Annotated in this window: 22 protein-coding genes; 16 read left to right on the plus strand and 6 right to left on the minus strand. The window is 41.6% G+C overall.

Annotated elements, in window-relative coordinates:
- The first annotated feature begins 199 nt into the window (after window positions 1-199).
- The 4 genes from ACEN9X_RS23750 (at window position 200) to ACEN9X_RS23765 (ending at window position 3664) form a co-directional block, all read left to right on the plus strand.
- A complete protein-coding gene (locus tag ACEN9X_RS23750; RefSeq protein ID WP_413667491.1) occupies window positions 200-1957 on the plus strand; it encodes an ATP-binding protein in 1758 nt (585 codons plus the stop codon).
- Window positions 1958-2049: 92 nt separating this feature from the next.
- Complete coding sequence (locus tag ACEN9X_RS23755; protein WP_413667492.1) at window positions 2050-2934, plus strand: AraC family transcriptional regulator; 885 nt, start codon at window positions 2050-2052, stop codon at window positions 2932-2934.
- Window positions 2935-2938: 4 nt separating this feature from the next.
- The gene (locus ACEN9X_RS23760) at window positions 2939-3346 is read left to right on the plus strand and encodes a DUF983 domain-containing protein (RefSeq protein WP_413667493.1); all 408 of its coding nucleotides are present in this window, start codon (window positions 2939-2941) and stop codon (window positions 3344-3346) included.
- A 165-nt stretch (window positions 3347-3511) separates the two neighbouring features.
- A complete protein-coding gene (locus ACEN9X_RS23765; RefSeq protein ID WP_158603985.1) occupies window positions 3512-3664 on the plus strand; it encodes a hypothetical protein in 153 nt (50 codons plus the stop codon).
- Window positions 3665-3743: 79 nt separating this feature from the next.
- Here the strand turns inward: ACEN9X_RS23765 and ACEN9X_RS23770 are convergent, their stop codons facing one another.
- Complete coding sequence (locus ACEN9X_RS23770) at window positions 3744-4052, minus strand: hypothetical protein (RefSeq protein ID WP_413667494.1); 309 nt, start codon at window positions 4050-4052, stop codon at window positions 3744-3746.
- A 386-nt stretch (window positions 4053-4438) separates the two neighbouring features.
- Between ACEN9X_RS23770 and ACEN9X_RS23775 the strand changes: the two genes are divergently transcribed.
- The 7 genes from ACEN9X_RS23775 to ACEN9X_RS23805 all read left to right on the plus strand — a co-directional run bounded on the left by ACEN9X_RS23775 (window position 4439) and on the right by ACEN9X_RS23805 (window position 10115).
- On the plus strand, window positions 4439-5509 hold the full coding sequence (locus ACEN9X_RS23775; RefSeq protein ID WP_413667495.1) for an NHL repeat-containing protein: 1071 nt from the start codon (window positions 4439-4441) through the stop codon (window positions 5507-5509).
- 73 nt (window positions 5510-5582) lie between these two features.
- The gene (locus tag ACEN9X_RS23780) at window positions 5583-6227 is read left to right on the plus strand and encodes an HAD family hydrolase (protein ID WP_091211607.1); all 645 of its coding nucleotides are present in this window, start codon (window positions 5583-5585) and stop codon (window positions 6225-6227) included.
- Between the two features lie 155 nt (window positions 6228-6382).
- Window positions 6383-7357 carry an ABC transporter substrate-binding protein gene (locus ACEN9X_RS23785; protein ID WP_413667496.1) on the plus strand — a complete coding sequence of 325 codons (975 nt, stop codon included), beginning with the start codon at window positions 6383-6385 and terminating at the stop codon, window positions 7355-7357.
- Window positions 7358-8227, plus strand: coding sequence for an ABC transporter permease (locus ACEN9X_RS23790; RefSeq protein WP_413667497.1), 870 nt, complete (start codon window positions 7358-7360; stop codon window positions 8225-8227).
- Window positions 8224-8973, plus strand: a complete 750-nt coding sequence (locus ACEN9X_RS23795; protein ID WP_413667498.1) for an ABC transporter ATP-binding protein — start codon at window positions 8224-8226, stop codon at window positions 8971-8973. Before ACEN9X_RS23790 ends, ACEN9X_RS23795 begins: the two co-directional genes overlap by 4 nt.
- A 33-nt stretch (window positions 8974-9006) precedes the next feature.
- On the plus strand, window positions 9007-9252 hold the full coding sequence (locus tag ACEN9X_RS23800) for a hypothetical protein (protein ID WP_413667499.1): 246 nt from the start codon (window positions 9007-9009) through the stop codon (window positions 9250-9252).
- A 341-nt stretch (window positions 9253-9593) separates the two neighbouring features.
- Complete coding sequence (locus ACEN9X_RS23805) at window positions 9594-10115, plus strand: tetratricopeptide repeat protein (protein ID WP_413667500.1); 522 nt, start codon at window positions 9594-9596, stop codon at window positions 10113-10115.
- Between the two features lie 174 nt (window positions 10116-10289).
- Here ACEN9X_RS23805 and ACEN9X_RS23810 read toward each other — a convergent pair whose 3' ends face one another.
- From ACEN9X_RS23810 to ACEN9X_RS23830, 5 genes are all read right to left on the minus strand, one after another.
- On the minus strand, window positions 10290-11186 hold the full coding sequence (locus ACEN9X_RS23810; protein WP_413667501.1) for a Fic family protein: 897 nt from the start codon (window positions 11184-11186) through the stop codon (window positions 10290-10292).
- 145 nt (window positions 11187-11331) lie between these two features.
- Window positions 11332-12222 carry a citrulline utilization hydrolase CtlX gene (gene ctlX / locus ACEN9X_RS23815; RefSeq protein WP_413667502.1) on the minus strand — a complete coding sequence of 297 codons (891 nt, stop codon included), beginning with the start codon at window positions 12220-12222 and terminating at the stop codon, window positions 11332-11334.
- A gap of 125 nt (window positions 12223-12347) precedes the next feature.
- Window positions 12348-13793, minus strand: a complete 1446-nt coding sequence (locus tag ACEN9X_RS23820) for an arginine deiminase family protein (RefSeq protein ID WP_413667503.1) — start codon at window positions 13791-13793, stop codon at window positions 12348-12350.
- 136 nt (window positions 13794-13929) lie between these two features.
- Complete coding sequence (locus ACEN9X_RS23825; protein WP_413667504.1) at window positions 13930-14244, minus strand: hypothetical protein; 315 nt, start codon at window positions 14242-14244, stop codon at window positions 13930-13932.
- Between the two features lie 66 nt (window positions 14245-14310).
- Window positions 14311-15084 (minus strand): helix-turn-helix domain-containing protein, encoded by a 774-nt coding sequence (locus ACEN9X_RS23830; RefSeq protein WP_413667505.1) that lies wholly within the window; start codon window positions 15082-15084, stop codon window positions 14311-14313.
- Window positions 15085-15246: 162 nt separating this feature from the next.
- Between ACEN9X_RS23830 and ACEN9X_RS23835 the strand changes: the two genes are divergently transcribed.
- From ACEN9X_RS23835 to ACEN9X_RS23855, 5 genes are all read left to right on the plus strand, one after another.
- On the plus strand, window positions 15247-17391 hold the full coding sequence (locus ACEN9X_RS23835) for a DUF5703 domain-containing protein (protein WP_413667506.1): 2145 nt from the start codon (window positions 15247-15249) through the stop codon (window positions 17389-17391).
- A 3-nt stretch (window positions 17392-17394) separates the two neighbouring features.
- Window positions 17395-18783, plus strand: a complete 1389-nt coding sequence (locus ACEN9X_RS23840) for a GDSL-type esterase/lipase family protein (RefSeq protein WP_413667507.1) — start codon at window positions 17395-17397, stop codon at window positions 18781-18783.
- 215 nt (window positions 18784-18998) lie between these two features.
- A complete protein-coding gene (locus tag ACEN9X_RS23845; protein WP_413667508.1) occupies window positions 18999-21563 on the plus strand; it encodes a galactose oxidase in 2565 nt (854 codons plus the stop codon).
- Between the two features lie 371 nt (window positions 21564-21934).
- Entirely contained in the window at window positions 21935-24193 is a 2259-nt protein-coding gene (locus ACEN9X_RS23850) for a GH92 family glycosyl hydrolase (RefSeq protein ID WP_413667509.1), read from the plus strand.
- Between the two features lie 237 nt (window positions 24194-24430).
- On the plus strand, window positions 24431-25690 hold the full coding sequence (locus tag ACEN9X_RS23855) for a glycoside hydrolase family 71/99-like protein (protein ID WP_413667510.1): 1260 nt from the start codon (window positions 24431-24433) through the stop codon (window positions 25688-25690).
- Window positions 25691-25713: the final 23 nt, after the last annotated feature.

Genomic DNA, 25713 nt, shown 5'->3' on the forward strand with positions numbered 1-25713 from the left:
ATAGGCAAGCTAAAAGCTGGTTTTTGATTGCTTAATAATTACATCAATTTTTTAATTTAATTATTAAATAACAATGTCCTGTTTTTTGATTTTTTAAACACTAAAGTTTTAAAGATTTCATGAAAAATACTTTATTTACTAAACCGAACTCTCCGTTTTGGAGTATAAAGGGTTCTCTCTAATTAATTTTTTATTTTAAATGGAAAAGCTGAAGCGGATTATTGGCTATGGCGAGCCTGATTTGTCGCTGGAGAATAAGCTGTTTAATGTGCTCACATTATTCATTTGCGTTAGCAGCATTTTTTCGCTGATCTGTAATTTGTTCCTGGGTTTAAGTTACAAATTGGAACTTGTTCAGCTTTTCGTGATCCTGATGTCGGGGTGGGCTTTTTACCGGAGCCGTTTTGTAAAATATAAGGAGGATGTTGCAGTGATTTACATCTGTATTGGCTTAGCTGCAATTATCCCGGGCTGGTTTTACAACGGCGGTATTGGCGGCTCAACAACGCTTTCGGGCGTTTTCTTTATAGTGCTTATAACCCTGCTGGTAAAAAAACGATACCATTATATTTTTATCGGTGCCCTGATAGCTATCTTTTTAGGCTGTTATTACGCTGAAAAGCGTTTTCCGTATCTGGTGCAACCCTACAGCAGCCTTAACTCAAAAGAATCAGATCTGCTAACATCCGCAATATCAAACGTTTTAATTGTTGGACTATTGGTGGGCTTCATTAAAAAAAGCCATGAAACAGATAAGCGCGATCTGATCCGTAAGAGTGAAGAGCTGCAAGCCTCGCAAATCGAACTTTCTGCTTCGCGCGATCAGGCAGAAGCGGCTACATTTGCCAAGTCGAATTTCCTGGCTAACATGAGCCATGAAATCCGTACTCCGCTTAATGGTATCATCGGGACGGCCCAATTGCTATCCCGCACCAATTTGCAGCCTGAACAGCAGGAATTGCTTCAAACCTTACAATCAAGTAGTAATTTGCTGATCAACATCATCAGCGATATTCTTGATATCTCAAAGATCGAAGCTGATAAGCTGATCCTGCACCCGGTTTCAACACATTTGCGCAATTGCATAAAAACAGTTATTGAAATTACCGAACCTGCCATTACCACACATCATAAGCCCTTAAGCTTAACGTATCATGTTGATGATAATGTAGTCGACCACGTAATAGCAGATCAGGGCAGGCTTCAGCAAATCCTGGTTAACTTGATAGGAAATGCCATTAAGTTTACAGATGAGGGTTCGGTAAGGTTGCGGGTCAGTGCCACTGAAATCAACAACAATATACAGGAAATAACTTTCAGCGTAAAAGACGATGGTATTGGAATAAGCGAAGAAGCCTTAGCCCAATTATTTAAACCATTTACCCAGGTAAATACCACCGCGTTGCGTAAGTATGGCGGTACAGGACTGGGTTTATCCATCTGTAAAAAGCTTGTTGAAATGATGCACGGCAGGATCTGGGCGGAGAGTAAAGAGGCCCAGGGCTCATTGTTTAGCTTTACTTTACCCTTGCAGGTTACTCATAGTACTACTGAGCAGGAGATACAAGCAGGTGAAAAGGAAGCGTTTCAATACCGCCCTTTACGTATCTTATTAGCAGAGGATAATAAAATGAACCAGCTGATAGCCAGTAAGATATTTAAAAAGGTTGGCTATAATATTGATATAGCCGAAAATGGGCTGGCAGCCGTAAACATGGTTGAGCAGTGTAATTACGACCTGATATTTATGGACATTCAAATGCCCGAAATGGATGGCTTGCAGGCTACACGTCATATATTGAAAAAGCATGGAGAAGGGGCCCCTCCAATTATTGCCATGACAGCCAATGTGCTTAGCGAAAATGAGCGCGAATGTGCCCAGGCCGGTATGAAGGATTTTGTAAGCAAACCTTTTACTTTTGAGCGCGTGGAAGATATTATCCAGAAATGGACGTGATTTGTGAGCGAAAAGCAATAATCGTTGATTAGTACCATACAAAATAAAAATAGTACCATTAAGGGCAAAGCTATTGTGTGTAGTTTTGTGTCATGTTACAAAGCATTCCAACAATTGATATTTGCACGCTGGCTGATGATATAAAGCAGGACGAGATCCTGATCAGCAGGTTTGCCGCGTATCTGGATGCCCATAAAAACCTTTTCTTCCCGCACCGTCATTCTTTTTATCACCTGGTATTGTTTACTGATGGCAGAGGATCACATACCATTGACTTTGAGAGCTTTGATGTAAGGCAGGGGCAGATCTACTTTATGATTCCCGGGCAGGTGCATTCATGGGCTTTTGAGGGTTTTACTGATGGTTATATCATCAATTTCTCAAGCTCGTTTATCCAGTCGTTTTTATTACGCTCAGGCTATTTTGATAATTTTAACTTTTTGAACGGCAACCCAAAGGATGAAGTGATTGACTTGCCTGCCGATCAGTTACCCGAAATTATTGCCCTTTTTGAAAAGATTGTATCTGAAGTTGAAAAGCCTGCAGTTTTGGGCAGCGATATGGTACGGGTGCTTATGCTTCAGCTTTTCATTCTGGTAAATCGTTGTCAGGGAAAAGGCGATGGCTTTGGGAAACAAGGCTACAACCAAACACTGATCCGTAATTTTCAGAAGCTGATTGAACAGCATTATATCGATGTAAAGCTCCCTAAGGACTATGCCGAGCTCCTTTATATCACTCCCAATCATTTAAATGCGGTGTGTAAGGATGTACTTGGGCTGTCGGCAGGCGAGGTGATCCGTAACAGGACATTGCTTGAAGCCAAAAGGTTATTGACCAATCCCAGGCTCAACATAAGCGAAATTGCTTTTAATCTTAATTTTAGCGACAACTCATATTTTACCAAATTCTTTAAAAAAATAGAGGGTATTACTCCCGAAGAGTTCAGGAAAAAAACCTTAAACAATAAATCATAACGTTATGGAAACCCCTAAATATAAATTATCAGCATGGTCTGCCTTTGTAAATGCTAAATGTCCACGTTGCAGGCGCGGTGACCTGTTTATTACCGGCATGTATGAATTTAAAGGCCAGGAAATGCATAAAACCTGTTCGCACTGCGGCCTGGTATATGAGCGGGAGCCAGGTTACTTTTATGTAGCCATGTTTGCCAGTTATGCGCTTAATGTTGCCGAAATGGTTACGCTGGCAGTTGCCATCAGCGTTTTAACAGGCAGCACTAATCCCTGGCTATATGTAACCATTATTTTAGCGGTAGCAGTTGCATTGGCCCCTTTTAATTACAGGTATTCGAGGGTGATGCTTTTACACTGGCTTACACCAGGCTTGCATTATCATCCTGAGATGAGCGAAGATAAAACGAAATAATTTAACTGACTGAAATACATAGCGATGCCCTTGATTGAAAAATTAAGGGCATTTTCATTTAAACCAAAAATTGTTGCCACAGTCATAATAATAACTAGCTTGATTTATATAAAATAAATAACTATTTGAAATTAAGCTTTTTATAATTACTTAAAATCTATTATCATGAAAGCAAAACTTCAATCACTAAAGGCCGATCTATATAATGTATTTGTAGCTGGTAATGCCGATGACAGGCAATTAGCAAAAGCATATTTCCTGTTAGCTATCCCGTTGTTCGCTATATTTTTCGGGTTGGGCTCGTTTCCAAAATTCTGATCATAAAAAAACAGTCGGTACATTTCTGTAACGACTGTTTACAACTGTTCCTAACTAATTAACTAACTATTAAACTAAATTATCTTTCAATTTGGTTTAGGCCAAGGTGATTTGCTGCGATAAGTAAATTATTAAATGAGGGTATTTTATATCCTGTTTGATGGCTACCGTTAATATATTTGCTTAAAACATCATCGTAATGATGATCAGGGATTACCAGCCTGGTGTTTATTCCTGAATTTAACAACGAATCTTTATCTAAATAAATGCCGCTGCGTTGCGGAGGCATGTCAAGCTTTTTTTCGGGTGTTGAGGCAAACATGTTAGCACATGCTACTAAAATGAGGGATGCCGCAACCAGTACAAGAAAATGGTAGAATAATTTCATAAGCAAGGTATAAGTTTTTTAAAATGATTCTGCGTTTTACAGGATCAGATTATACTCCAAAAGTAACCAACGCTCTATAAAAAGTAATCAGGGATTTCACCGTTTTGCGTACGTAGTTTTACGCAATTTTTAATAGATCTGAGTGAATAGTTAAATGTAGAAAGAAAATTTGATATAACGTTGATATTTCTTTAAAAAAAAATAAAACCTTTTACCGGATAGTAATTAAAAGCTCTTTAAGCTATAAATTAAAATGTATTGCGATTTAAGGCAATGTTTGTTCCATTGTGTTTTAGTTGGATTAGGCTTTAATTTTAATTAAATTAGCGCACCTCCTGCACTGATCAGCTATAAAACCAATTAAAATTTTGTTTTAAAATTACATTATGAAGAAAAATGAATTAACCATTTTTAAAGCTGTTGTGCCATGCCTGATGCTTTTAATTGTTGTTTCCGCATGTTCAAAAAAGAGTAATGACACTACGCAAACACTAACCGTCGTCGTAAGCACATTTGCAGGCAGCATAAATCCGGGCAAAGCTGATGGTACCGGGACTGCTGCGTCGTTTAACCACCCGGCTGGTATGATTACAGATGCAGCAGGCAATATTTATTTGGCCGACGCGGGCAATAATTTGATCCGTAAAATAACATCGGCGGGGGTGGTTACTACTTTTGCCGGGAGCGGTGAACAGGGCGATACAGATGGGACAGGCACCGATGCCAGTTTTAATAACCCTCAGGATGTAACACTGGATGGGAATGGCAACTTATATGTTGTGGAAAGTACAGGTAAGGTAATCAGGAAGATAACTTCGGCAGGTATTGTTACTACCCTGGCAGGGGGCGGAGCAAGCGGGGCCGATGGTACAGGTACGGCAGCAGGCTTTACATCACCAACCGGAATAGCGGTGGATGGAAACGGGAATTTATTCGTTGCCGATGTTTATAAAATCCGCAAAATAACATCGGCTGGTGTCGTGACTACGTTTGCTGGGTCGGGTGTTAGTGGTTCTGCAAACGGAACAGGTACCGCTGCAAGTTTTTCGCAGATTAAAGGTATTGTAATTGATTTGTCGGGTAATCTTTATGTAACAGATTCGGGCAATAACATGATCAGAAAGATCACTTCCGATGGCGTTGTTTCCACACTGGCCGGCAGCGGTGCCGAAGGTTCGATAAATGGTACCGGAAACGCTGCTACCTTTACAGCACCTATTGGTTTAACGGCCGATAATCAGGGTGTTATCTACGAGGGAGATTCGGCCCATTTCATAAGGGCTGTTGATGCATTCGGTAATGTTTCGACAATTGCAGGTACAGGTTTTTCAGGACTGGCAGATGGAGAGGGCTCTAAAGCAAGTTTCTCAGTTCCTTACGGACTGGCTGTCGGCGTGGGGAAAGTTTATGTTGCCGATACCTTCAATAATATGATAAGGGTAATTACAGCTCAATAACCTGCTCCTCTTTTTTAAATTAACATCAATGTGATAGCCGGCAGGGGTAAAAAACACTACTTTTGCCGGCACTATGAATAATTCGCTTAAAAACAAATACGACAGCATAATTTTTGACCTTGACGGTACCCTTTGGGATAGCACAGCTACTGTTGCCCTGGCGTGGCAGGCGGCTATCAGTAAGGTAGAATATATTAAAGAGGAAATGACGCAGGAACGTGTACGTTCTATTACAGGAATGACCTATGATGCCATTTTTGATAAATTATTCCCCGAACTTAATGCAGAGCAACGTAAAGAGGTACAAGCCCTTTGCGCTGTTAGCGAGTTGGAAATCCTGTACACCAAAGGAGGGGAACTTTATCCTCAGTTGGAAGACACCCTTAAATATCTTGCCGCAAATTACAAACTTTATATAGTGAGCAATTGCCAGAATGGTTATATCGAACTGTTTTTGGATCTGAACCAATTGCATGGTCATTTCCTTGGTCACCAGTGTTTTGGAACGAAAGGAAACCCTAAGGCCGATAATATTAAAGACGTGGTTAATGATCATCAATTGAAAGCGCCGGTTTATGTGGGTGATACCATGGGCGATTATAGCGCCGCAAAACAAGCCGGTGTACCTTTCATTTTTGCAAACTATGGTTTTGGCGTAGTACCCGATGGGATGGTAGCAACTATCAGTAATTTTGCCGAACTTAAAGAACTGGTTTAAGCAACAGGTTTGTTGGGTTTATTTAACGGGAGCAGTCAACCTGTTACCCTAAATTGTGGTGTAACTTATCGCAATGTTATAATCCTATTGTAAAACAATTTTCAGCTTTTGCCATTGTACTTTCAGCTTTACAGCTAAAAAATTAATTTAGTAAAATGAAGTTCATCAAATATCTGCCGGTAGCCTTAGTTTTTATTTTTTTTGCATCCTGTAAACCAAAAACCAAATCAATGCAGGTGCCTGTAGTTGGTTTTGTTGATGCTTTTGAAGATGCCACCATATCTCAGGCCCGCAAAGGTTTTACTGATGCTTTGGCCAAGAACGGCTTTAGCGAAGAAAAGAAAACCGTTCAGATCGAATATAGTAATGCGCAGGGTGATATCCCAACGCTTACGCAGATAGTTAACCACTTTGTTACCGATAGTGTTAATCTGCTGGCAACCTGCACTACGTTATCAACGGTGACAGCACTTCAAAAAACAAAAAACATTCCGGTTTTTGCCATGGTATCGCCAACTGCCGAACGTATGAAGGTTGTTGATGCAGGCGGCAAAGCTCCGGCCAACCTTTTTGGCACGGTAGAAGATCTTAATTATATCGATACTTCATTCAGCATTATTCCCAAGCTGCTTAAACCTAAAGGTTCAAAGCTGGTTATCGGAATGATCTATAACCAGTCGGAACCGCAGTCGGCAGATGCCCTGAACCGTATTAAAACACTGGCTGCTGACTTAAATGTTGATATTGTAGCGCTTCCGTTAAATACATCTGCCGATGCACAGCTGGTTACGCAATCGCTGCTTAATAAAAATATCGATGCGTTTTTTGCCAACCCGGATAATACCGTTTTTGCATCTTTCGAAACTATCCTGAAAAATTGTAATCAAAAAAATATCCCAATTTTTACCAGCGAAGCAGGTTTGGTACAGCGTGGTGCTGTAGCTGCTTTTGGCGCCGATGTTTACCAATGGGGCTACCAGGTCGGCGAACAGGCAGCCCAATATCTTAAAACGCATAAAACTGATGGTTTACAGCCCGAAATGGTGAAGATCAGGAAGAGGGTATATAACCCGGCAGCGGCTAAAAAATATAACATTACCATTCCGCCAAATTTTGAGCCTGTAAAATAAATGGATTTTTACCTTACCGCTTTATTGCAGGGCCTTTGCTTTTCGGCCATAGCGCTGGGGATTTATATATCCATGAAAATCTTTAACATTCCGGACATCACAACCGATGGCAGCTATACGTTGGGCGGTGTGGTTACGGCAGTGTTACTGACCAATCATCAGCCCACTTATGTTATTTTGCCCGCGGTGATTTCAGCGGGGGCTACAGCAGGTGCGCTTACAGGTATTATTCATACTAAATTGAAAATCAATGCGCTGCTTGCCGGAATCCTGGTCATGACGGCGCTATATTCGGTTAACCTTACTATTTTAGGCAGGTCGAATTTGCCGCTTATCAATTTGCCTTCGCTGTTTACTATTGCAAATGTAGTGAGTGACCCCAATCAAAATACATTCTGGATCCTTGCCATTTTCGTTGTTGTGGTCACTTTTATGATAGGTTATCTGCTGAAAACTGATTTTGGTATAGCTATGCGTGCTACAGGGAATAGCGAATCCATGATCCGTTCATTGGGTGTAAATACCGACAGAATGAAGATCATCGGTTTGGCTTTGGCTAATGCACTTACGGCTTTGAGTGGGTATCTGGTAGCGCAATTTCAGGGCTTTGCGGATATTAGCATGGGGATTGGTATTGTGATAGTAGGCTTGGGCTCGGTAATTATAGCCGAAACATTAATCAATTGGCTTAAACTCACATCAGTATGGTTAAGCCTGATATTGGTGTTGACCGGGGCTGTGATATTCCAGTTGGTACTTGCATTTACGCTGTCAGTAGGTGTTGACCCTAAATTACTTAAAATAGTTACAGCAGGTTTTGTACTGGTTATTGTAAGTCTGCCGCGTTTATCTTTATTAAAATCATCATGATAACGATAACCGACGTACATAAAATATTTAATAGAGGTAAAGCTAACCAGGTAAACGCGGTTAATGGCATTTCGCTGGAAATCAAAAGCGGTGAGTTTTTGGTGATTGTGGGCTCAAACGGCTCCGGTAAAACTACCGTGTTAAATTTAATTGCCGGCAGTGTGTTGCCCGATAAGGGAACGATAAGTATTGATAACACCGACGTTACCAAACTGCCCGATTATAAGCGCAGCCAGTGGATTGCGAGGGTATTCCAAAATCCACTAAGCGGCACTGCACCTGATTTGAGCATTTTAGATAATTTTCGCCTGGCATCGCTCCGCACCAAAACAAAAGGTTTATCGGTAGGGGTAAATGATGCTTTTAAGAAACAGGTTCAGGAAAAAGTAGCTATGCTTGGGATGGGGTTACAAGATAAGATAGATCAGCCTATGGGAACCTTATCAGGTGGGCAACGACAGGCGCTTACCCTGCTAATGAGCGTTATGGACAACTGTAAGGTTTTATTGCTGGATGAGCCTACGGCCGCGCTTGATCCCCGCTCTGCCGATGTAGTAATGCGGACAGCTGATACACTGATCCGTGATTTTAACCTGACGGCTGTATTCATTACGCATAATTTAAAGGACGCATTTAATTACGGCACGCGAATAATACAAATGGGTGAGGGGGGGATTATTAATGATTTATCGGGTACGGAGAAAGCTTCTTTAAAACAAAACGATTTATTCGACTGGTTTGCCTAAAAATTGGCAGAGTAATTGTATAGGCATCTGTCTATGAAAAACAATAATTTTGAATCCATATTCGATGCTTACCAGTTGGTGAGCGGTGCGAAAATAAAAGGCAAAAAACACGACGAGGTATTTGAACTTGGGGCATATGATGCGCTTAAACGCGGCTATGTACTTTACCCGCTTGAACACGGTGTTAAGTTTGATGATTTCAGCGTCATGATATCCGAAAAAGAATTAAAAAACAACTTCCTGATAGAGGCAGTTAAACAAAATGCAATAGCAGCTTAATTAGGGCTGTTATTGCATTTACTGTTTTTGTAAGTCATGCAAAGGCAATAAGCCTCATACACAGTGCTGTTAGCGAGGTGTAGTGTTTTTCATTTCTTGCTTTTCTCATCCAATAATTGTAAGTTTGCACATATAAAGTACAAACCGATGTTGTTTAATAAATCATTCTGCTCAATAGTAATGTGGCCCATGGTGCCGCAGCAGAAGGGTTTTGCATCGATAATTCTCTTCTCAACTCCGGTATAGCGGTTTCGAAGTACCCAAACCGATCCTACATTTACCACATTAGTTTAACATTAGGCATTACTTAAATGTAAGCTTAACTGAATTTGAAATTTTATATGGACAATTATTATTCAATAGAAGAAAAGTACCTCCAGGCTGTTGATGAACTGTCGTTCGGTGAAACACCTAAGGGCTTAAATATATTAAACCAGATCATTACAGATGAGCCTTTTTTTGCAAGGGCGCATTACCAGTTGGGAATGATCCATTATTACAAGATCCAGGATTACCAAACTGCGGGCTATCATTTTAAAACCTGTATGGAGCTGGAGCCATCGTTTCCTGATAATTACACGCATTATCTCGATTTGGTGGTGTTCCTGGGAATGGAGAAATCGGTTTCAACTATTTCGGCCCAGGCTTTAACGACTCCGGGGGTAAATAAGGCCCGCATTCTTGATTTGCTGGGTTTGTTTTACGAAAAGCAAAAAGACTGGAATAAAGCTTTAGGTTACTATCAGGAAGCTTTTATGGAAGTGACCGAAAAAGATGAGCGTAAAGACATTGAGGACAGCCTCAAACGCGTACGCTTAAAAATGAAACAGAAGCAGGCTTACACCTATTTCATTACCGAATAACCTTGATAACTGTTATCGGATACTTAAAGAATAGGCCCCTGATGAAGGGGCTTATTCTTTAGTAAAAAAATCCTAATTAATAACGTATGTTTAAAGATATGTTATTAATGTAAGTTGCTGTTATACAATCAGCATACAATTTTTGTGAAAAGTGTGCAGAGAGAAACACTGTCCTTAATTTATCCACTCTATTTCAAAATACCGAAGTAAAGCCTTATAATTATCCTGAGCTGTAAGGCAGGTATCTAACAGATACTCTTTTATGTGATTCCATTCCTGCAATCCTCTATAATAAAAAAGCTTTAAGTCTTCATCTATAATAAATGGTACAATATTATTAGCAAGACATTCTTTAAACATGATCAATCGTCCCACACGTCCGTTGCCGTCCTGAAAAGGATGAATAATTTCAAACTGATAGTGGAAGTTAATGATATCCTGAAGGTTTTTCTTTTCGATACTGTGATAGTCAGAGAGTATTTCTTTCATTTTTGCCGGAACGCCCTTTGGATGGCACGTTTCGTTACCCCCAACCTCGTTTGGGAGTTTTTTGTATTCACCCACATTAAACCAATCTTTTCTGCTGTCGGAAGTTCCCGATTTTAGCAAAAAATGCAATTCCTTTATAAACGCTTCCGTTAGCTTGGCCATGGCTTTATCGATGATCAGATCGATGCAACGAAAGTGATTGCTTGTCTCAATAATATCATCTACGTTAACACTTTCTTTAGTGGCTCCAATAGTATTAGTTTCAAAAATATATCTGGTTTGGTCCAGAGTTAGTTTGCTTCCTTCAATGCGGTTCGAATTATAAGTTAGGTCAATCTGTGTACGGTGGTATATACCACCTTTAAGTTTCATGTCCTTTTGCTCTTTCAGATTATTTAGCAAAATATTATCACTAAATCTTTTCTTGCTTTCTTTTTTCGGCAATGCTGCATCTTCCGGAATATTCCAGGTTTTACCGGTTAGAAAAGCTCCTTTAATTTTCCCTGTAGCACAGTAATTTCGTATAGTCCTTTCCGGAACATTCCATTTTTTTGCAAATTCGTTTACAGAAGTATAGCTCATGATTTGATATTATTGCCGTTACCGGCAAATATATGGCAAATAAAGCTTTATTTTTGTGGTTTTTTGCCGATAACGCGGTAGCTATTGAGGCATTTCTTCGCATCGCTTTGTTAGCTTTACCGTCAAATATTCGGTAGTCGGTTAACTATTTAGCTGGCAAATGCACTTCGGCCATCATGCATCTTGCGCTGCCACCACCATTGGTTTCAATGGTATTGATATCTGCATAAACTAACTTTCCATATTGCTGCAAAGCCGAACGCTGAATGTCGTTTAAAGCGTTATAAGCATTTTGCGACATCACGATCATCGTTTCGCCCGCTTTATTTTTCACCTCGAGCATATTGCCCGCAAACTGGTTCATCTGCTCAAAAGTGATCTCAATAATTTCTTTGTGCGATGATTTTAATGACGCTGTAACCGTTATTTTTTCGTGCGGATTGGGAATACTATCCAAACAGATCACCGCGAACCCGCTGCCAACACACATCAGCACATTGGTATGATAAATGGCCTTGCCTTTTTCATCAACAGCATCAAAGCTGACAGGTTGGTAACCAGATTGCTCACAAAAATAATTAAGCACTTCTTTATCGGTGCGGGGTGAGAGGCAGGCGTACGCTATTTTATTATCCCTGTCAAGCACCATGCTGCCGGTACCTTCCAAAAAACGGCGCTCATGTTCAAAGCGGCTCAGATCAATTACATGAGCAACTTTGAATTTATCCTCCAAATCGGTTATAATATCTTCCCTGCGCTCAAGCCGGCGGTTTTCTGCCTGCATAGGGTACAGGAAAACACCGCCATCGTTATGGAATGATACCCAATTGTTCGGGAATATAGAATCGGGCGTGTAGGGCTGTGGGGTATCATCCACAACGGTGACATCTACATCATTATGGCGCAAAATGTTAACCATGCTATTAAACTCGCTCAATGCTTTTTCCTGTACGCCATTTTTTTCAGCATCGGGGTTCTGGAAAGCATTGCTTGCAGCGGTTTCTTCGTTAAACCCGAAATTAACCGGGCGGATCATTAGTATATGTGATGTTGATTGACTCATTTCCTATTTGTCATTATTTCATTAGGTCATTGAGTCATTTTCAATTGCAATAAATCACGCTCAGCAATGACTTAATGACCAAATGACTCAATTACAACTTAAATTACACCATCCCTTAATACCGGCATGCTCATGCAATGGAAACCACCGCGGGCACGGGAAAGCTCGGCCGAAGGCATTAATATTAATGTATCGGTCATGCTTTGCGGATCAAGTTCATTATTCTCAAATTTTTGAAGCAGCTCGGCTACCCTGATCACGTTAAAGCCGCCTTCTTTAAACGCTTCAACAGTTTTATCGTTACGGTCGTACCCAACAACTACACCTTCTTTTAATGCCAGCAGATTGCAGGAGTCTGTCCACTGTTCGCGTGCATCAAATGGAAAGGTATTATTGCCCGAGTAAATGAACTTAGTTTTTGCGCCGCTTTTGAGGTCGTTTTCGCTGATATCAGTCAGCAGGTCTTCAATGCAACCAAACAACTTTGGCTTTTCATCTTTTTCAAATTGAACAATTTCCGGCCGTTCTTTCTGTTTTTTATCAGCAAACCATGATATCGGTTCCCGTTCCTCAATAGGCGCTTCGGCTTTAGCAAGTGAACGAAGCAGCACCCAGGTATCACGTTTAACCTGGGTAAAAACAGTGTCGATATGCATATAATCACGCTTGTTCGGGATTTTTACGATGGTTACCTTTTTTACCACGTTATGCTCAAAAAGCAGCCTGATGGCCTCATTAGCTCCGCTTACAGAAGTACGTTCGCTACAGCCGATCACTAAATGATCAGGGCTTACCATCATTACATCGCCGCCCTCTAAAGTAGTGCGGCCTTCAGCGTCTTCGCCGGGGCGTAAAAAATGCTGGGCAGTTTCCGGGATCTCTAAAATATTATCACGATAGGCCTCAAACAGCGGATGGTTGAAAAAGATGTACCGCATTAAAAGCGTTTCGCGGAAACGGGCCTTTTTTGCGGGTTTATTGAGCAGCATGTGGTTATTTACCGCTATGCCCAAATCCCTCGAAAAAATAAGATTCGGAATAGGGGCAAAGATCATCTCTTCAGTTGTTAACGAACCCGAAATAAAGATCTTGGCCAGTTCAACCGGATCGGTATCGGTAAGCTGCTGCTGTAAACGATAATTGCAACTTTCAACAGCGCATACAGAAGCTACCAATTTTTTACGGATATCCGGCTGCTGTAAAATATCAGCCAGCAGGGTTTGGATCTCGATAACTTTATCTGACGAATGGAAGCCTGCATTATCTGGCTTAAAAAATGAGCGGCGTGTGCCTTCATCATTAATTTGATGAAGCTTGCCTTTTATTTTGCCGGGATCAAGAAAATAGAGCAGCAGTTTTACATAATAGTCATATTCGTTCCTGCGCACCGTATCCAGGTGGATGATGTCTTCAAAAAGCCAGTCCTGCGCCTTTGAGGGCACAACCTTGCCCAAACCGCTATCCGGACTGTGAATAAGCAATGTGCGGAGTGTGCCAATTTCGGAGGTTACATCTATTTTAAAATCGGAGTTGGTTATTGTCATAAAGTACTATAATCGTAACACAAATCTATCAGAAATTAAATTACAAAACGGGCTTACCCGGCAAAATTTGGTTGGGTAAGCCTGTTTTCTTTTAACAGAAACTGAATACAAATGTATTGATTATATGCCGCCGTAATTAATCAGCGAGTTGCGTGTAGGTATTCCTTTCCATGCTGATGTTTAACCTTTGCAGCATCGCTTTCATATCAAAACCCTGCTGCTGATATAACTGCTGAACGGCCTCCTTGGCTTTTTGTAAAACGTCCTCATTTTGCCAAATGGCCATAGTAATGCAGATAAGGCTGCCTTGTTCATCATAACGTTCAAAAGCTCTGTCTTCAACAAAGCCGTCGAGTTTTTTTATAAAATCCCGGTTAATCTTCATCCGTTTTTTAAATTCCTGTTGGGCAATTGCCGGAACAATAAATTGGTCAATAAATATCTGTTTCATGATAATCCTTGTTTTTCTTCAAAAATCAAGACAATCAAAACTTAATACTTGTAAAAAATCATTGATTTACCATGCCCGTGGTATCTTGAAGAAATCGGCAGGGCTTAGCCCTGTGAACAATTTAAATTCCTTATTAAAATGTGGCTGGTCAAAGTAACCGGCATTCAGGGCTACTTGTGTAAGGGAACCGTTTTGTGTCTTGTTACCAACTATCGATTTGATTTTAACAATACTCGCAAATTGTTTAGGAGAGGTACCAACAACCCGCCTGAAGCGTTTTTCGAATGCGTCCTGGCTAAGACAATGCGCATTGGCAAGTTCCCTGATCTTGATCTGCCCTTTAGATAACCGGATTTTTTGCAGGGCTGATATGATTAGCTGATCCTGTTTGTAAGTTTGAATATGTTGAACCAGAAATCGCTCAACGATAGCTACCCGTTGTTGATTTCCATCTACTTGCGCAAGCTGTTCCTCAAGTAAGGTTAATTTATCCGGAGCGATGAAATTATCGAGCGGCACACTCGCCTCAAATAATTCGTGAAGCGGTTGCTTAAAAAAGGCTGCTGCGCCGGCTGCTTTAAATAAGATAAGCATGTTACTTGTTGCGGAACCGTAGTTAATTAACCGGGGCGATTTCTTCAATCCGGTAATCAGCGAGGAGGGCAGTTGATTGGTGTTTAACCCGGTAATGTCACTGATATTTCCGCCATACCTGATTGCCATAACTAAAGAAGTGTCTGGCAAAATGCGGTTGATAACGTCGTCCGCCGTTTCAATAAACACGTATTGCTTTATAAATGGCTTCAATATTTCGCCCGGTGCAAAGCGTTCAATATGCATTTAACTAAGATACAAGAATTTGTTTGTCAGATGCTTTTCATAATCGATTGTAATAATTTTTTGCAGTTAATGCTTTTTTAATCTTTTATTAAGTTGCAGTAATTTATTTGCATCATCAATTAACCGATAAATGCAGGTGTACATCATCTGTTAAATAAACCTATGAATACAAAAAAAGTTGGGTTAACACTCACATCGCTGTTCCTTGCCTTTACTTCTACACTATGCTACGCACAATCTGCCGTTAACACGCAATTAGATCATTACAATGTTGAATGGGACACGCCCGGCCCAACGTCGGCACAGTCGATGCCCTTAGGTAACGGAGATATCGGCCTGAATGTATGGTTCGAAAAAAATGGTGATCTGGTTTTTTACATCAGCAAAACAGATGCCTGGGGTGGCGAGCTTGATGCCGAAAAGGACGACTGGATGAAGCAGGGTGGGGTACTAATGAAACTTGGAGCAGTAAGAGTATCGATAAATCCCGATTCTTTAAAAAACAACGCGCCGTTTAAACAGGTCTTAAAACTCCGCAATGGCGAAATCCAAGCACAGTTAGGCGAAGGAAAATCTTCAGTTCAATACAGGATTTGGGTTGATGCAAATCATCCGGTTATTAGGGTGGAGACCAAAAGCATCAGCGCTGCTACTGTTAATGTAAAGCTTGAAAACTGGCGCGCTGGTAAAACAGATACGGTGCTGAACGGACAAAAGAACTGGATAGCCTGGTATCACCATAATTCGCCAACTACCGATGCACATCTGGCGAACCTCACTTTTGGGGCGATAATTAAAGGGAAGGGGTTATCCAACCAGGATGACATTTCCCTAAAGTCGGGCAAAGTAACCTCTCAGGTAATTTCTATTTATCCATTAACCGCAATAGCCGGAAGCGGGCGCCAATGGCTTGGTAAACTGGAGCCCAAAGTAAATGCTATTGATCAGTTAAACCTTGAACAAACTCGCTTAGCTCATCAAAAATGGTGGCAGCAGTTCTGGAGCCGAAGTAATGTATTTGTAACCGGCGATGATCTGGCCGAAAAAATTACACAGGGATACATTCTGCAACGTTTTGTTACCGCTTGCGCAGGAAGGGGAGCTTATCCCATTAAATTTAATGGGTCTATTTTCGTGGTTGATAGTCCGGCCAAAAATGCCAATGCCGATTACCGCGCCTGGGGCGGGCAATACTGGTTTCAAAATACCCGGCCAATGTACTGGCCGCGCCTTATGGCCGGCGATTTTGACATGATGCTACCGCTATTCAGGATGTATGCCAACATCCTGCCGGCCAATGCCAAACAGGTTGATGACTTTTATAAGCATGGTGGTGCTTATTTTGCCGAGACTGCGCCTTTTTGGGGCGGTTTAAACTATATGGGCCCCGAAGTGAAGGCCAATTACACCAATCACTATTTTACCCCTATACTGGAATTAAGCATGATGATGCTTGATTATTACGAATACACCTGCGATACCGGTTTTGCAAAAAAAATGCTGCTGCCGGTTGCTAAAGCCGGGTTACAGTTTTTTGATGAACACTTTAAGCGGGACAGCACCGGTAAACTCCTGCTTGATCCTGATAACTCGATAGAGATGTTCTGGAAAGTGCATAACCCCGCGCCAGATATTGCCGGGTTACATGCTGTACTAAGCCGGATGATCGAGTTGCCGTTAACTGTTGCAGATAAACAGACCAAACAGCAATGGCGAAAATTCTATAACGAACTGCCGCCATTGCCAACTGACAATCATGATGGCAAAACCGTTTTGCTGCCGTATACCGGTCCGCAAACCGCTAAATCATTCAATAGTGAAAATCCGGAGTTGTATGCTATTTATCCGTTTAGGCTTTATGGTTTAGGCAAGCACGGTTTGGATGTAGCTGTTAATACCTTCAACGCCCGTAAACAACGTTCTAAAGGCTGCTGGGTGCAGGACCCTATACAGGCTGCAATGATTGGCGATGCCGAAGTGGCTAAGGATTATACCAGTTTTGCCCTAACCCGAAAAGATCCGGGCCTGAAATTTCCTGCATTTTGGGATAAAGGTAATGATTATATGCCCGATGAAGATAACGGCGGTAACGGCGAAAATGGCCTGCAATTAATGCTGATGCAGGTAGAAGGTAAAAAGATCATGTTGTTGCCTGCCTGGCCCGCAGGTTGGAACGCCGATTTTAAATTGAATGCGCCTTACAAAACCACGGTTGAGGGTAAGGTAATCGACGGGAAGCTCACTAATCTTAAAGTTACGCCGGCCAGTCGCCTTGCTGATGTTATCGATATGACTAAAAAACGCTAAATCATGAAACTGATTATACTGATAGCTTTTTGCCTGATCAACGGCGCGAATGCGATAACAAGGATAACCTGCATAGGCGCAAGTATTACCTATGGAGCTACCTTGCCCGATCCTGCTACGCAATCATATCCCGCACAACTGCAAAAGCTTTTGGGTAAAAACTACTCGGTAAGCAATTTCGGGGTAAGCAGCGCTACGCTTTTGCGCAAAGGTGATCTTTCTTATTGGAGCACCAAGGCCTATCAGCAGGCCCTGCAAAGCAAACCCGATTTGGTATTTATTGACCTGGGAGGTAACGATGCCAAACTCGTTAACCGGATACATCTCGATGAATATGAAAAAGATTATCATGACCTGGTCCGGTCATTTGCTCAATTACCTTCGCATCCGCGTATTGTGTTGTTATTGCCGATTCCATCTTTTCAGGCCGATACTAACCAGATCTATGACAAGGTGATTGTTAACAACATCATTCCCAAACTTAGAAACGTAGCCTATGATGAACATTTAGAGGTAATTGATATGCACTCTATGTTTATTAACCATGAAAGCTGGATGCCAGATAAGATTCACCCCAATTTGGAGGGTACTGCCATGACCGCTAAAAGGTTATATGATGCGGTTGTGCAGCCCCGCGATAGCAACTACGATGTTTTTAGCAGCATGAACCAACCGTTTAAAGAAAGCAATTTTTACGGCTACCCTTGCGCCGAATTTATATTAGATAACCGCGAGTACAAAATTGTAAAGCCCAAATGGGCTGCTAAAGGCCATCCCTGGGTATGGCGTGCACGCTTTTGGGGACATGAACCGCAGACCGATATCGCGCTTTTGGAGCGTGGCTTCCACCTTGTTTATTGTGATGTGGCGGAGCTATTGGGTAATAACGAAGCAATAGGTTATTGGAATGATTTTTATAAAATGCTTACCAACGCAGGCTTGGGTAAAAAGGCTGTGCTTGAGGGCATGAGCAGGGGAGGTATTTACCTATACAATTGGGCGGCTGCCAATCCTGATAAGGTAGCCTGCACCTATGCCGATAATGCCTTGCTCGATTTGAAGTACTGGCCCGATTCGGCTGTTTTAAAAAAGGATTTCAATTTAACCTCTGCAAATCAGATTGGTTCATTGAAAGTAAGCCCTATCGATAAGGTACCACAAATTGTAAAGGGTAAGTTCCCGATGCTGCATCTTTCGGCAGATGATGATGAGGCTGTTGATCCTTCAAAAAATACGCTGTTATTTGAACAGAAGGTTAAGGCTCTTGGAGGTTCAATTACGGTGATTCATAAGCCGGGCTTTAAACATCATCCGCATAGCTTACCTAATCCGACACCAATAGTTGAGTTTATTTTGAAGGCAACGGGTTACGAAATTCCTGCCCCTAATTAATGTTAAATTGTATTGTACACCAAGTATAAGTTCACTAAATGATTGAAGCTTAAACAGCTTTGTACAGCGTAGGATTATAATGTTATAATCTTTGAAACTAAACTGTATTTATTGTAATTTTAGCCAATTGAGCCAATTAAAAGCGCTGAATTAGGGCCTAAATTATAAATACCGGGCGGTACGTGAGTTGTAATGCTTTGGGTGTACTTATCAACATGAGATTTTTTTTACCGGGAATAATTGTTATTGTTTTATTGAATTTTCTGTTCATGTCGCCCACCCATGCACAATCGTACGGGTTGGGGTTCTATAGTCATGAGGTGGTGCAGGATAAACGTACCGGGCTGGACCTTGCGCTGAAAAACCTCTCGCCTAAAGACAAATTTGAGGTTTCTTTTGACCTGTCTTTTTTACCTAACAGGGTTATTTATTTCGGTTATATTTTGCGGCTGATAGGTGATGATAATCAAAATGTCGACTTAGTTTATGATAACCAGGCTAATACCAGGCATTTTAAGATCATTATTGGCGAACGTCTTTCAAAAATATCTTTCAATATTGATGATAAACTGCTTTTTGAGCGCTGGAATAATTTAAAGATCCAGATAGATTATAAAAACGATAAGATCACTGTTGTGTCGGGTAATCAGTATTTAAGTGAAACAAGCATTCATTTAAAAGCAAGCTCAAACTATAAGTTGCTCTTTGGCGCTAATGCTTATAAACAGTTTCAAACCACTGATTTGCCTCCGTTTAAATTGCGTGATGTACGCGTATTGCAAAACACGGAGCAAATAGCTAACTGGCCGCTTAATGAATGGGAGGGCAGCGTAGCCAACGAAACAGAAAACAAAAACATTGGTTCGGTTAATAACCCGCTTTGGATTAAGGCACGTCACCGCAACTGGCAGCTGGAAAAAGAATTTACAGTTCCGGGAGATGCCAGTTTGGCCTTTGACGCCGCAAACGAGGAGGTGTTTGTCATCACGGCTGATTCGTTGGTTACCTATTCCATTAATAAAACACCTCAGTTAAAAAGCAAAGCATATGGCTCCGGTCGGCAAATGTTGGTGCCGGGTGATCAGGCACTGTATGCCAACAATAAACTCTATTACCTATATATGGATCAAACGGCCGTTGGTACGTTTGATTTTATTACGGGTAAATGGGACAGGGGCTACATTAACTTTGCAACTAATAACGGGCACCTCAATAAGTTTTTCAGCCAAACAGATACGGCTCTTTATACCATAGGTGGTTATGGGCAGTTGGTTTACAAGGATAGTGTTCGCCGTTTTAGCCTGAATACTAAACAATGGGAAAAGGTTAAATTTAAAGGGGATACTTTTACGCCTCGTTATTTAGCCGGGTTAGGGGCTAATGCAACCGGCGATACCGTTTATGTAATTGGCGGCTATGGCAGCGCGTCGGGACAGCAGATTGTGAACCCGCGTAACCTGTATGATATGGTGCGTTTTACGGTTAAAGATAAATCCTTCAAAAAGCTTTTTAATATTGATGTTAAGAACGAGGATTTTGTTTTTGCCAATTCCCTTGTCATCAACTCAAAAGATAAATCCTATTATGGTTTGATCTTCCCTCAGCATAAATTTAACTCCAATTTACAGCTTATAAAAGGATCATTGGATAAACCTGCCTACGAAATGGTGGGGGATACCATTCCATTTCAGTTTCATGATGTAAGTGCTTATGTTGATTTGTATTATCTGCCGCATAGCGCCAAATTTTTATCGGTAACGCTGTTTAAAGAAAATGACCGCACCAGGGTTAAGGTTTACTCGCTGCTTAGTCCGCCTGAGCCAATTGCTATCAATACCCTTTCAGAAAGTCATATGGGGTATTTATTATGGATAGCTGCCGGTTGTGTTGTTTTTGTGGGGATTGGGGTAGTTATTGTTAAACGCCGTAAACATGCTGCTTTGAAGCCATTGGCCAAACCTCAAAATGTTACTACTGAAATAGTATTACCTGCTGATGAGCCACAGGGATTAGAGGTAACCGAAGCGAAAGAGGAAAATGAAAGCCGGCTGCATGTCAATAAAAACGCAATATTTTTATTTGGCGATCTGCAGTTGTTTACGCCCGATGGTAACGAAATCACCAAATACTTTACGCCTTTATTAAAAGAGTTGTTTTTAGTGATCCTGATGTATTCGGTTAAGTTCGACCGTGGTGTAAGTTCTGAAAAACTGAATGAAATCCTCTGGTTTGATAAATCGGAGAAAAGCGCAAGGAATAACCGCTCGGTAAATATAGCCAAGCTGAAATCATTGCTTGATAAGATAGGGCATTGCCATCTATCAAAAGATACCGGCTATTGGAAAATTGAGATAGATTATAACGAGATCCAGGTTGATTATCACAATTACCTCAATATTGTATCCAATAAAAGCAAGCTCAATAAACAGAAAATAACCCAGCTTACGCACATCACTCAACGCGGCAATTTCCTGTCGAATATTGAGTATGAATGGCTCGATGCCTTCAAGTCGGAAGTATCTAATGAGATCACCGACTCATACATTCAGTTTGCTAATTCGATAAAGGTTACTGATGATCCTGAATTTTTGATCAAACTGGCCAACGATATTTTTTATTTTGACCCGGTAAATGAGGAAGCCATGATCCTGAAGTGCAAAGCACTGTCACATATCGGTAAGCACTCCCTGGCAAAAAACACGTTCGAGAATTTTAACAAGGAGTATAAAGCAATTTACGGCGAGGCTTTTGAGCGCGATTTTCATTCAATTCTTGAATAAATCTGTTACAATTGATATTTATTGGAGTAATTAATCAATTTTTAATGATTAATTAAGTTGTTCGGGCAATTTTGAGGCATGACCAGTTAATCAATTTTAATAAACACGAGGCACCTACGGAGCCCAAGTCCGGATTATTTTTGCTTTAAACACGAAACTCCTATGGAGTTCAAAAAAGTGGAAGCTCAACTCCGTAAGAGTTTTGTGTTTATAGATGATGCAGAGGGAATTTTAAGGCTCCGTAGGTGCCTCGTGTCGGCGATATCAAAGGTGATTTTTCTGGGAGTATTGCCAATTAATAAATCTGGCGCTTGTATTTTTACAGAGTCAGCATAAAACGTTAATCAGTATATCAATATAAATTAATAGCCATGTTAAGCCCACTTCCCAGGTTGTTTAAACCACTGATTTTATCCACGGTACTCGGTATTGGTAGTTTGTGTGTCAGTGTGACGGTATCTGCTCAAACAAAAGATGAAGGCAATCTTCAATACATCGATCCGCATATTGGTAATGTGGGAGCGCTGCTTGAGCCAACCCGCCCAACAACGCATTTACCTAACCAGATGATCAGGATGTTGCCTGTTCGTCATGATTACATTGATGATCAGATCTCAAGCTTTCCGCTCAATGTGGTATCGCACCGTTTGGGAGAGGTGTTTTCGGTTAAGCCGGATAATAACACAATTACCCCTGCTTCGTGGAGCGAAAGAATGACCTATGACCATGATCTGGAAGTTACCCGCCCGTGGTATTACTCAACCTTTCTGATTGATAAGGACATCACCGTAGAGTTCGCACCTGGTAAAAAGGTTGGAGATTATAAATTTACTTTTCCGGCTAAAAGTGCTGCTAAAAGCATTTTGTTTGGATTGTATAACGATGGCGCAGCTAATTTTACGTTTACCGGAGGGAATGAATTAACCGGTTTTGAAACCTATCATGACGATATCAAAGTTTATGTATACGGTAAGTTTAATGCTAAAGGTACCACTGGCATAGTAAAAGATAATGCCCTGCTTAAACAAAGCACTGCAGATGGGAAAGACCTTAAATCATACATTACATTTGATGCAGGTACTCCGGATGTCATTGAGTTTAAATACGCCATATCATACGTAAGCCCTCAACAGGCTAAGCAAAACTTTAGCGATGAATTTGGCAGTGCCGATTTTGAAACGCTCAAGCAGGCAGCCAAAGCAACATGGGCAAAAGTAGTAGGCCAAATTGAAACAGAAGGCGGCACTGTGGCACAACGCAGGTCATTTTATACTGCTTTGTATCGTTGCAATGAGCGCATGGTTGATATTAACGAGGACGGTCATTATTACAGCGGGTACGACAAAAAAGTACATGATAGCAACCGCTCGTTTTATGTGGATGACTGGGTTTGGGATACTTATTTGGCCCTGCACCCGCTTCGTACTATCCTGAACCCTAAGCTGGAATCGGATATGTTGAACTCGTATGTTAACCAGTATGAGCAAAGCGGCTGGATGCCAACCTTTCCTGTATTATTTGGTGATAACCCTTGTATGAATGGCTTTCACTCTACCGTAATGTTTCTGGATGATTACCGCAAAGGCATTCGCGGTTTTGATGTAGATAAGGCCTATGAAGGGATCCTCAAAAATGCCAATGAAGCCACTATGCTGCCCTGGGAAAATGGCCCTAAATGCGAATTGGATGATTTTTACCATACCAACGGATATTTTCCCGCCTTGAAAAAAGGAGAAAAGGAAACTGTAAGCCTGGTACATGGTTTTGAAAAACGCCAGGCAGTAGCGGTAACCCTTGGCGGCAGTTATGACGATTGGGCGGTTGGCCAATTAGCCGGTGAGTTGAAAAAAACAGCCGATGAGCAAACCTTCGCCAAACGCGCGCTTAATTATAAAAACCTGTGGAACAACGATAAACAAATGTTTATTCCTAAGGATAAGGACGGCAACTGGATAGACATCGACCCCAAGTTTGACGGCGGTTTAGGCGGTCGCGAGTTTTATGATGAAAATAACGGCTGGACTTATTTGTGGCAGGTGCAGCACGATATCTCCGGGCTGGCGAATCTGATGGGCGGGCAGGATAAATTCCAGGCCCGTTTGGATCAGCTGTTCCGTGAAAGCCTTGATAGGAGCAAATACCAGTTCTGGGCAAAATTCCCTGACGCTACGGGATTAGTTGGCCAGTATTCGATGGGTAATGAGCCAAGTTTCCATATCCCATACCTGTACAACTTTGCAGGCGCACCATGGAAAACACAAAAACGTGTAAGGTTCCTGCTTGATGTTTGGTATAAAGATAACATCTTCGGTATCCCCGGCGATGAAGATGGCGGTGGTATGTCGGCCTTTGTGGTGTTCTCGTCAATGGGTTTTTATCCTATTACACCAGGCAAGCCTGTTTATACCATTGGCAGTCCGGTGTTCAGCAAGGTGACCATCAACCTGCAAAACGGAAAGCAATTTAAACTGGTCGCTAACAATTGCTCGGTAGTAAACAAATATATCCAAAGCGCTAAGTTTAACGGTCAGGTGCTTAACAAGCCGCTCTTTACTCATGAGCAACTCATGGCCGGCGGTACGCTTGAACTGGAAATGGGGCCTAAACCGAATAAAAACTGGGGCATCTGATTAGAAACACTTTTAAGTGATAATTATTCATTGCCGTTGGTTTTAACCAACGGGTAAGAAGAAAAGAAATCCTGGCTTTAGCCTAAATGAGCATGCAGTATTTGGGCTAAAGCCAGTTGGGTCGGGCTTACTTCCGTTGGTTAAAACCAACGGCAATGAAATTTCGGATTATGACATCATATCAAATTCAGATCGTTTTCAAACCATAAAATCAACACATATTAAAATTTTATCCTGATGAAAAAACACGTTTTTAGCATCTTGCTGCTATTGCTGTGCGCTGTCGCTAACGCTCAGTTGAGGCATAGCAAGACATCGGCATTTAAAAGTTACAAAGGTTTGGTTATGGCCGGCTACCAGGGCTGGTTCAACGCACCCGGCGATGGCGGTAACCGCTGGTGGAATCATTATGTTTCGCATGGCAAGTTTGAGCCGGGTTATACCAATATCGACCTGTGGCCCGATGTGAGTGAATATCCTAAAACCTATAAATCGCCGTTTAAGCTGGCCGATGGCAGCGACGCTTATCTGTACAGTTCATATGATGCCTCGTCAACCGAAACACATTTTAAATGGATGCAGCAATATGGTGTCGACGGCGTTTTTGTGCAACGCTTTATTGGCGATGTGCAGCGCGGGCCAGGTAAGCATCATAATGATGTAGTTTTGGGGAATGCGCTCAAATATGCGCAGAAATATCATAGGGCCATTACGGTAATGTATGACCTGTCGGGTATGAACGCCGGGGGCGATTCGCTGGTGATCAAGGATTGGAAACATCTTATCGATAGCATGAAAGTTACCAACCGGGGTAATAATCAAACCTGGTTATATCACAATGGCAAGCCTTTAGTTGCTGTATGGGGGATAGGTTTTAATGACCATCGCCGCTATGGACTAACTGAAGGTGAAAAGATCATTGATTTTTTAAAGAATGACCCGGTTTATGGCGGCTGCGCGATATTGCTTGGTGTGCCGACATACTGGCGCGATTTTGGCAATGATACCGAAAATGACCCGCACCTGCATGATTTGCTGCGTAAGGTTGATATTGTTCACCCCTGGTTTGTAGGCCGTTTTAATGAAGAGGCGTATCCTGCTTTTCAGCATCGTATTGCCGAAGATATTGCCTGGTGTAAGGAAAACAAAGTTGATTATGTACCCACAGTATTTCCGGGCTTTAGCTGGCATAATATGAACCCACGGGCCAAACAAAACCAAATCCCCCGTAACCGCGGTCATTTTTATTGGAAACAGATAAATGGTGCCATCAACAGCGGCGCCGAAATGCTGTACGTAGCCATGTTCGACGAAGTTGACGAAGGAACGGCTATTCTCAAAGTATCAAAAAATCCGCCGGTAGGCTTAAGTACGTTCGTAACGTTTGAGGACGATATCCCTAATGACTATTACTTGTATCTAACCGGTTATGCCGCAAAAATGCTGCGTAAGCAAGTGCCATTAACAGCCGATGTGCCTCCACCGGTAAAAAAATAGTGTTATAAAGCTCTTTCATCAAA

It is taken from the genome of Mucilaginibacter sp. Mucisp86 (assembly GCF_047324315.1).
In the GTDB taxonomy this organism is placed as follows: Bacteria; Bacteroidota; Bacteroidia; order Sphingobacteriales; family Sphingobacteriaceae; genus Mucilaginibacter.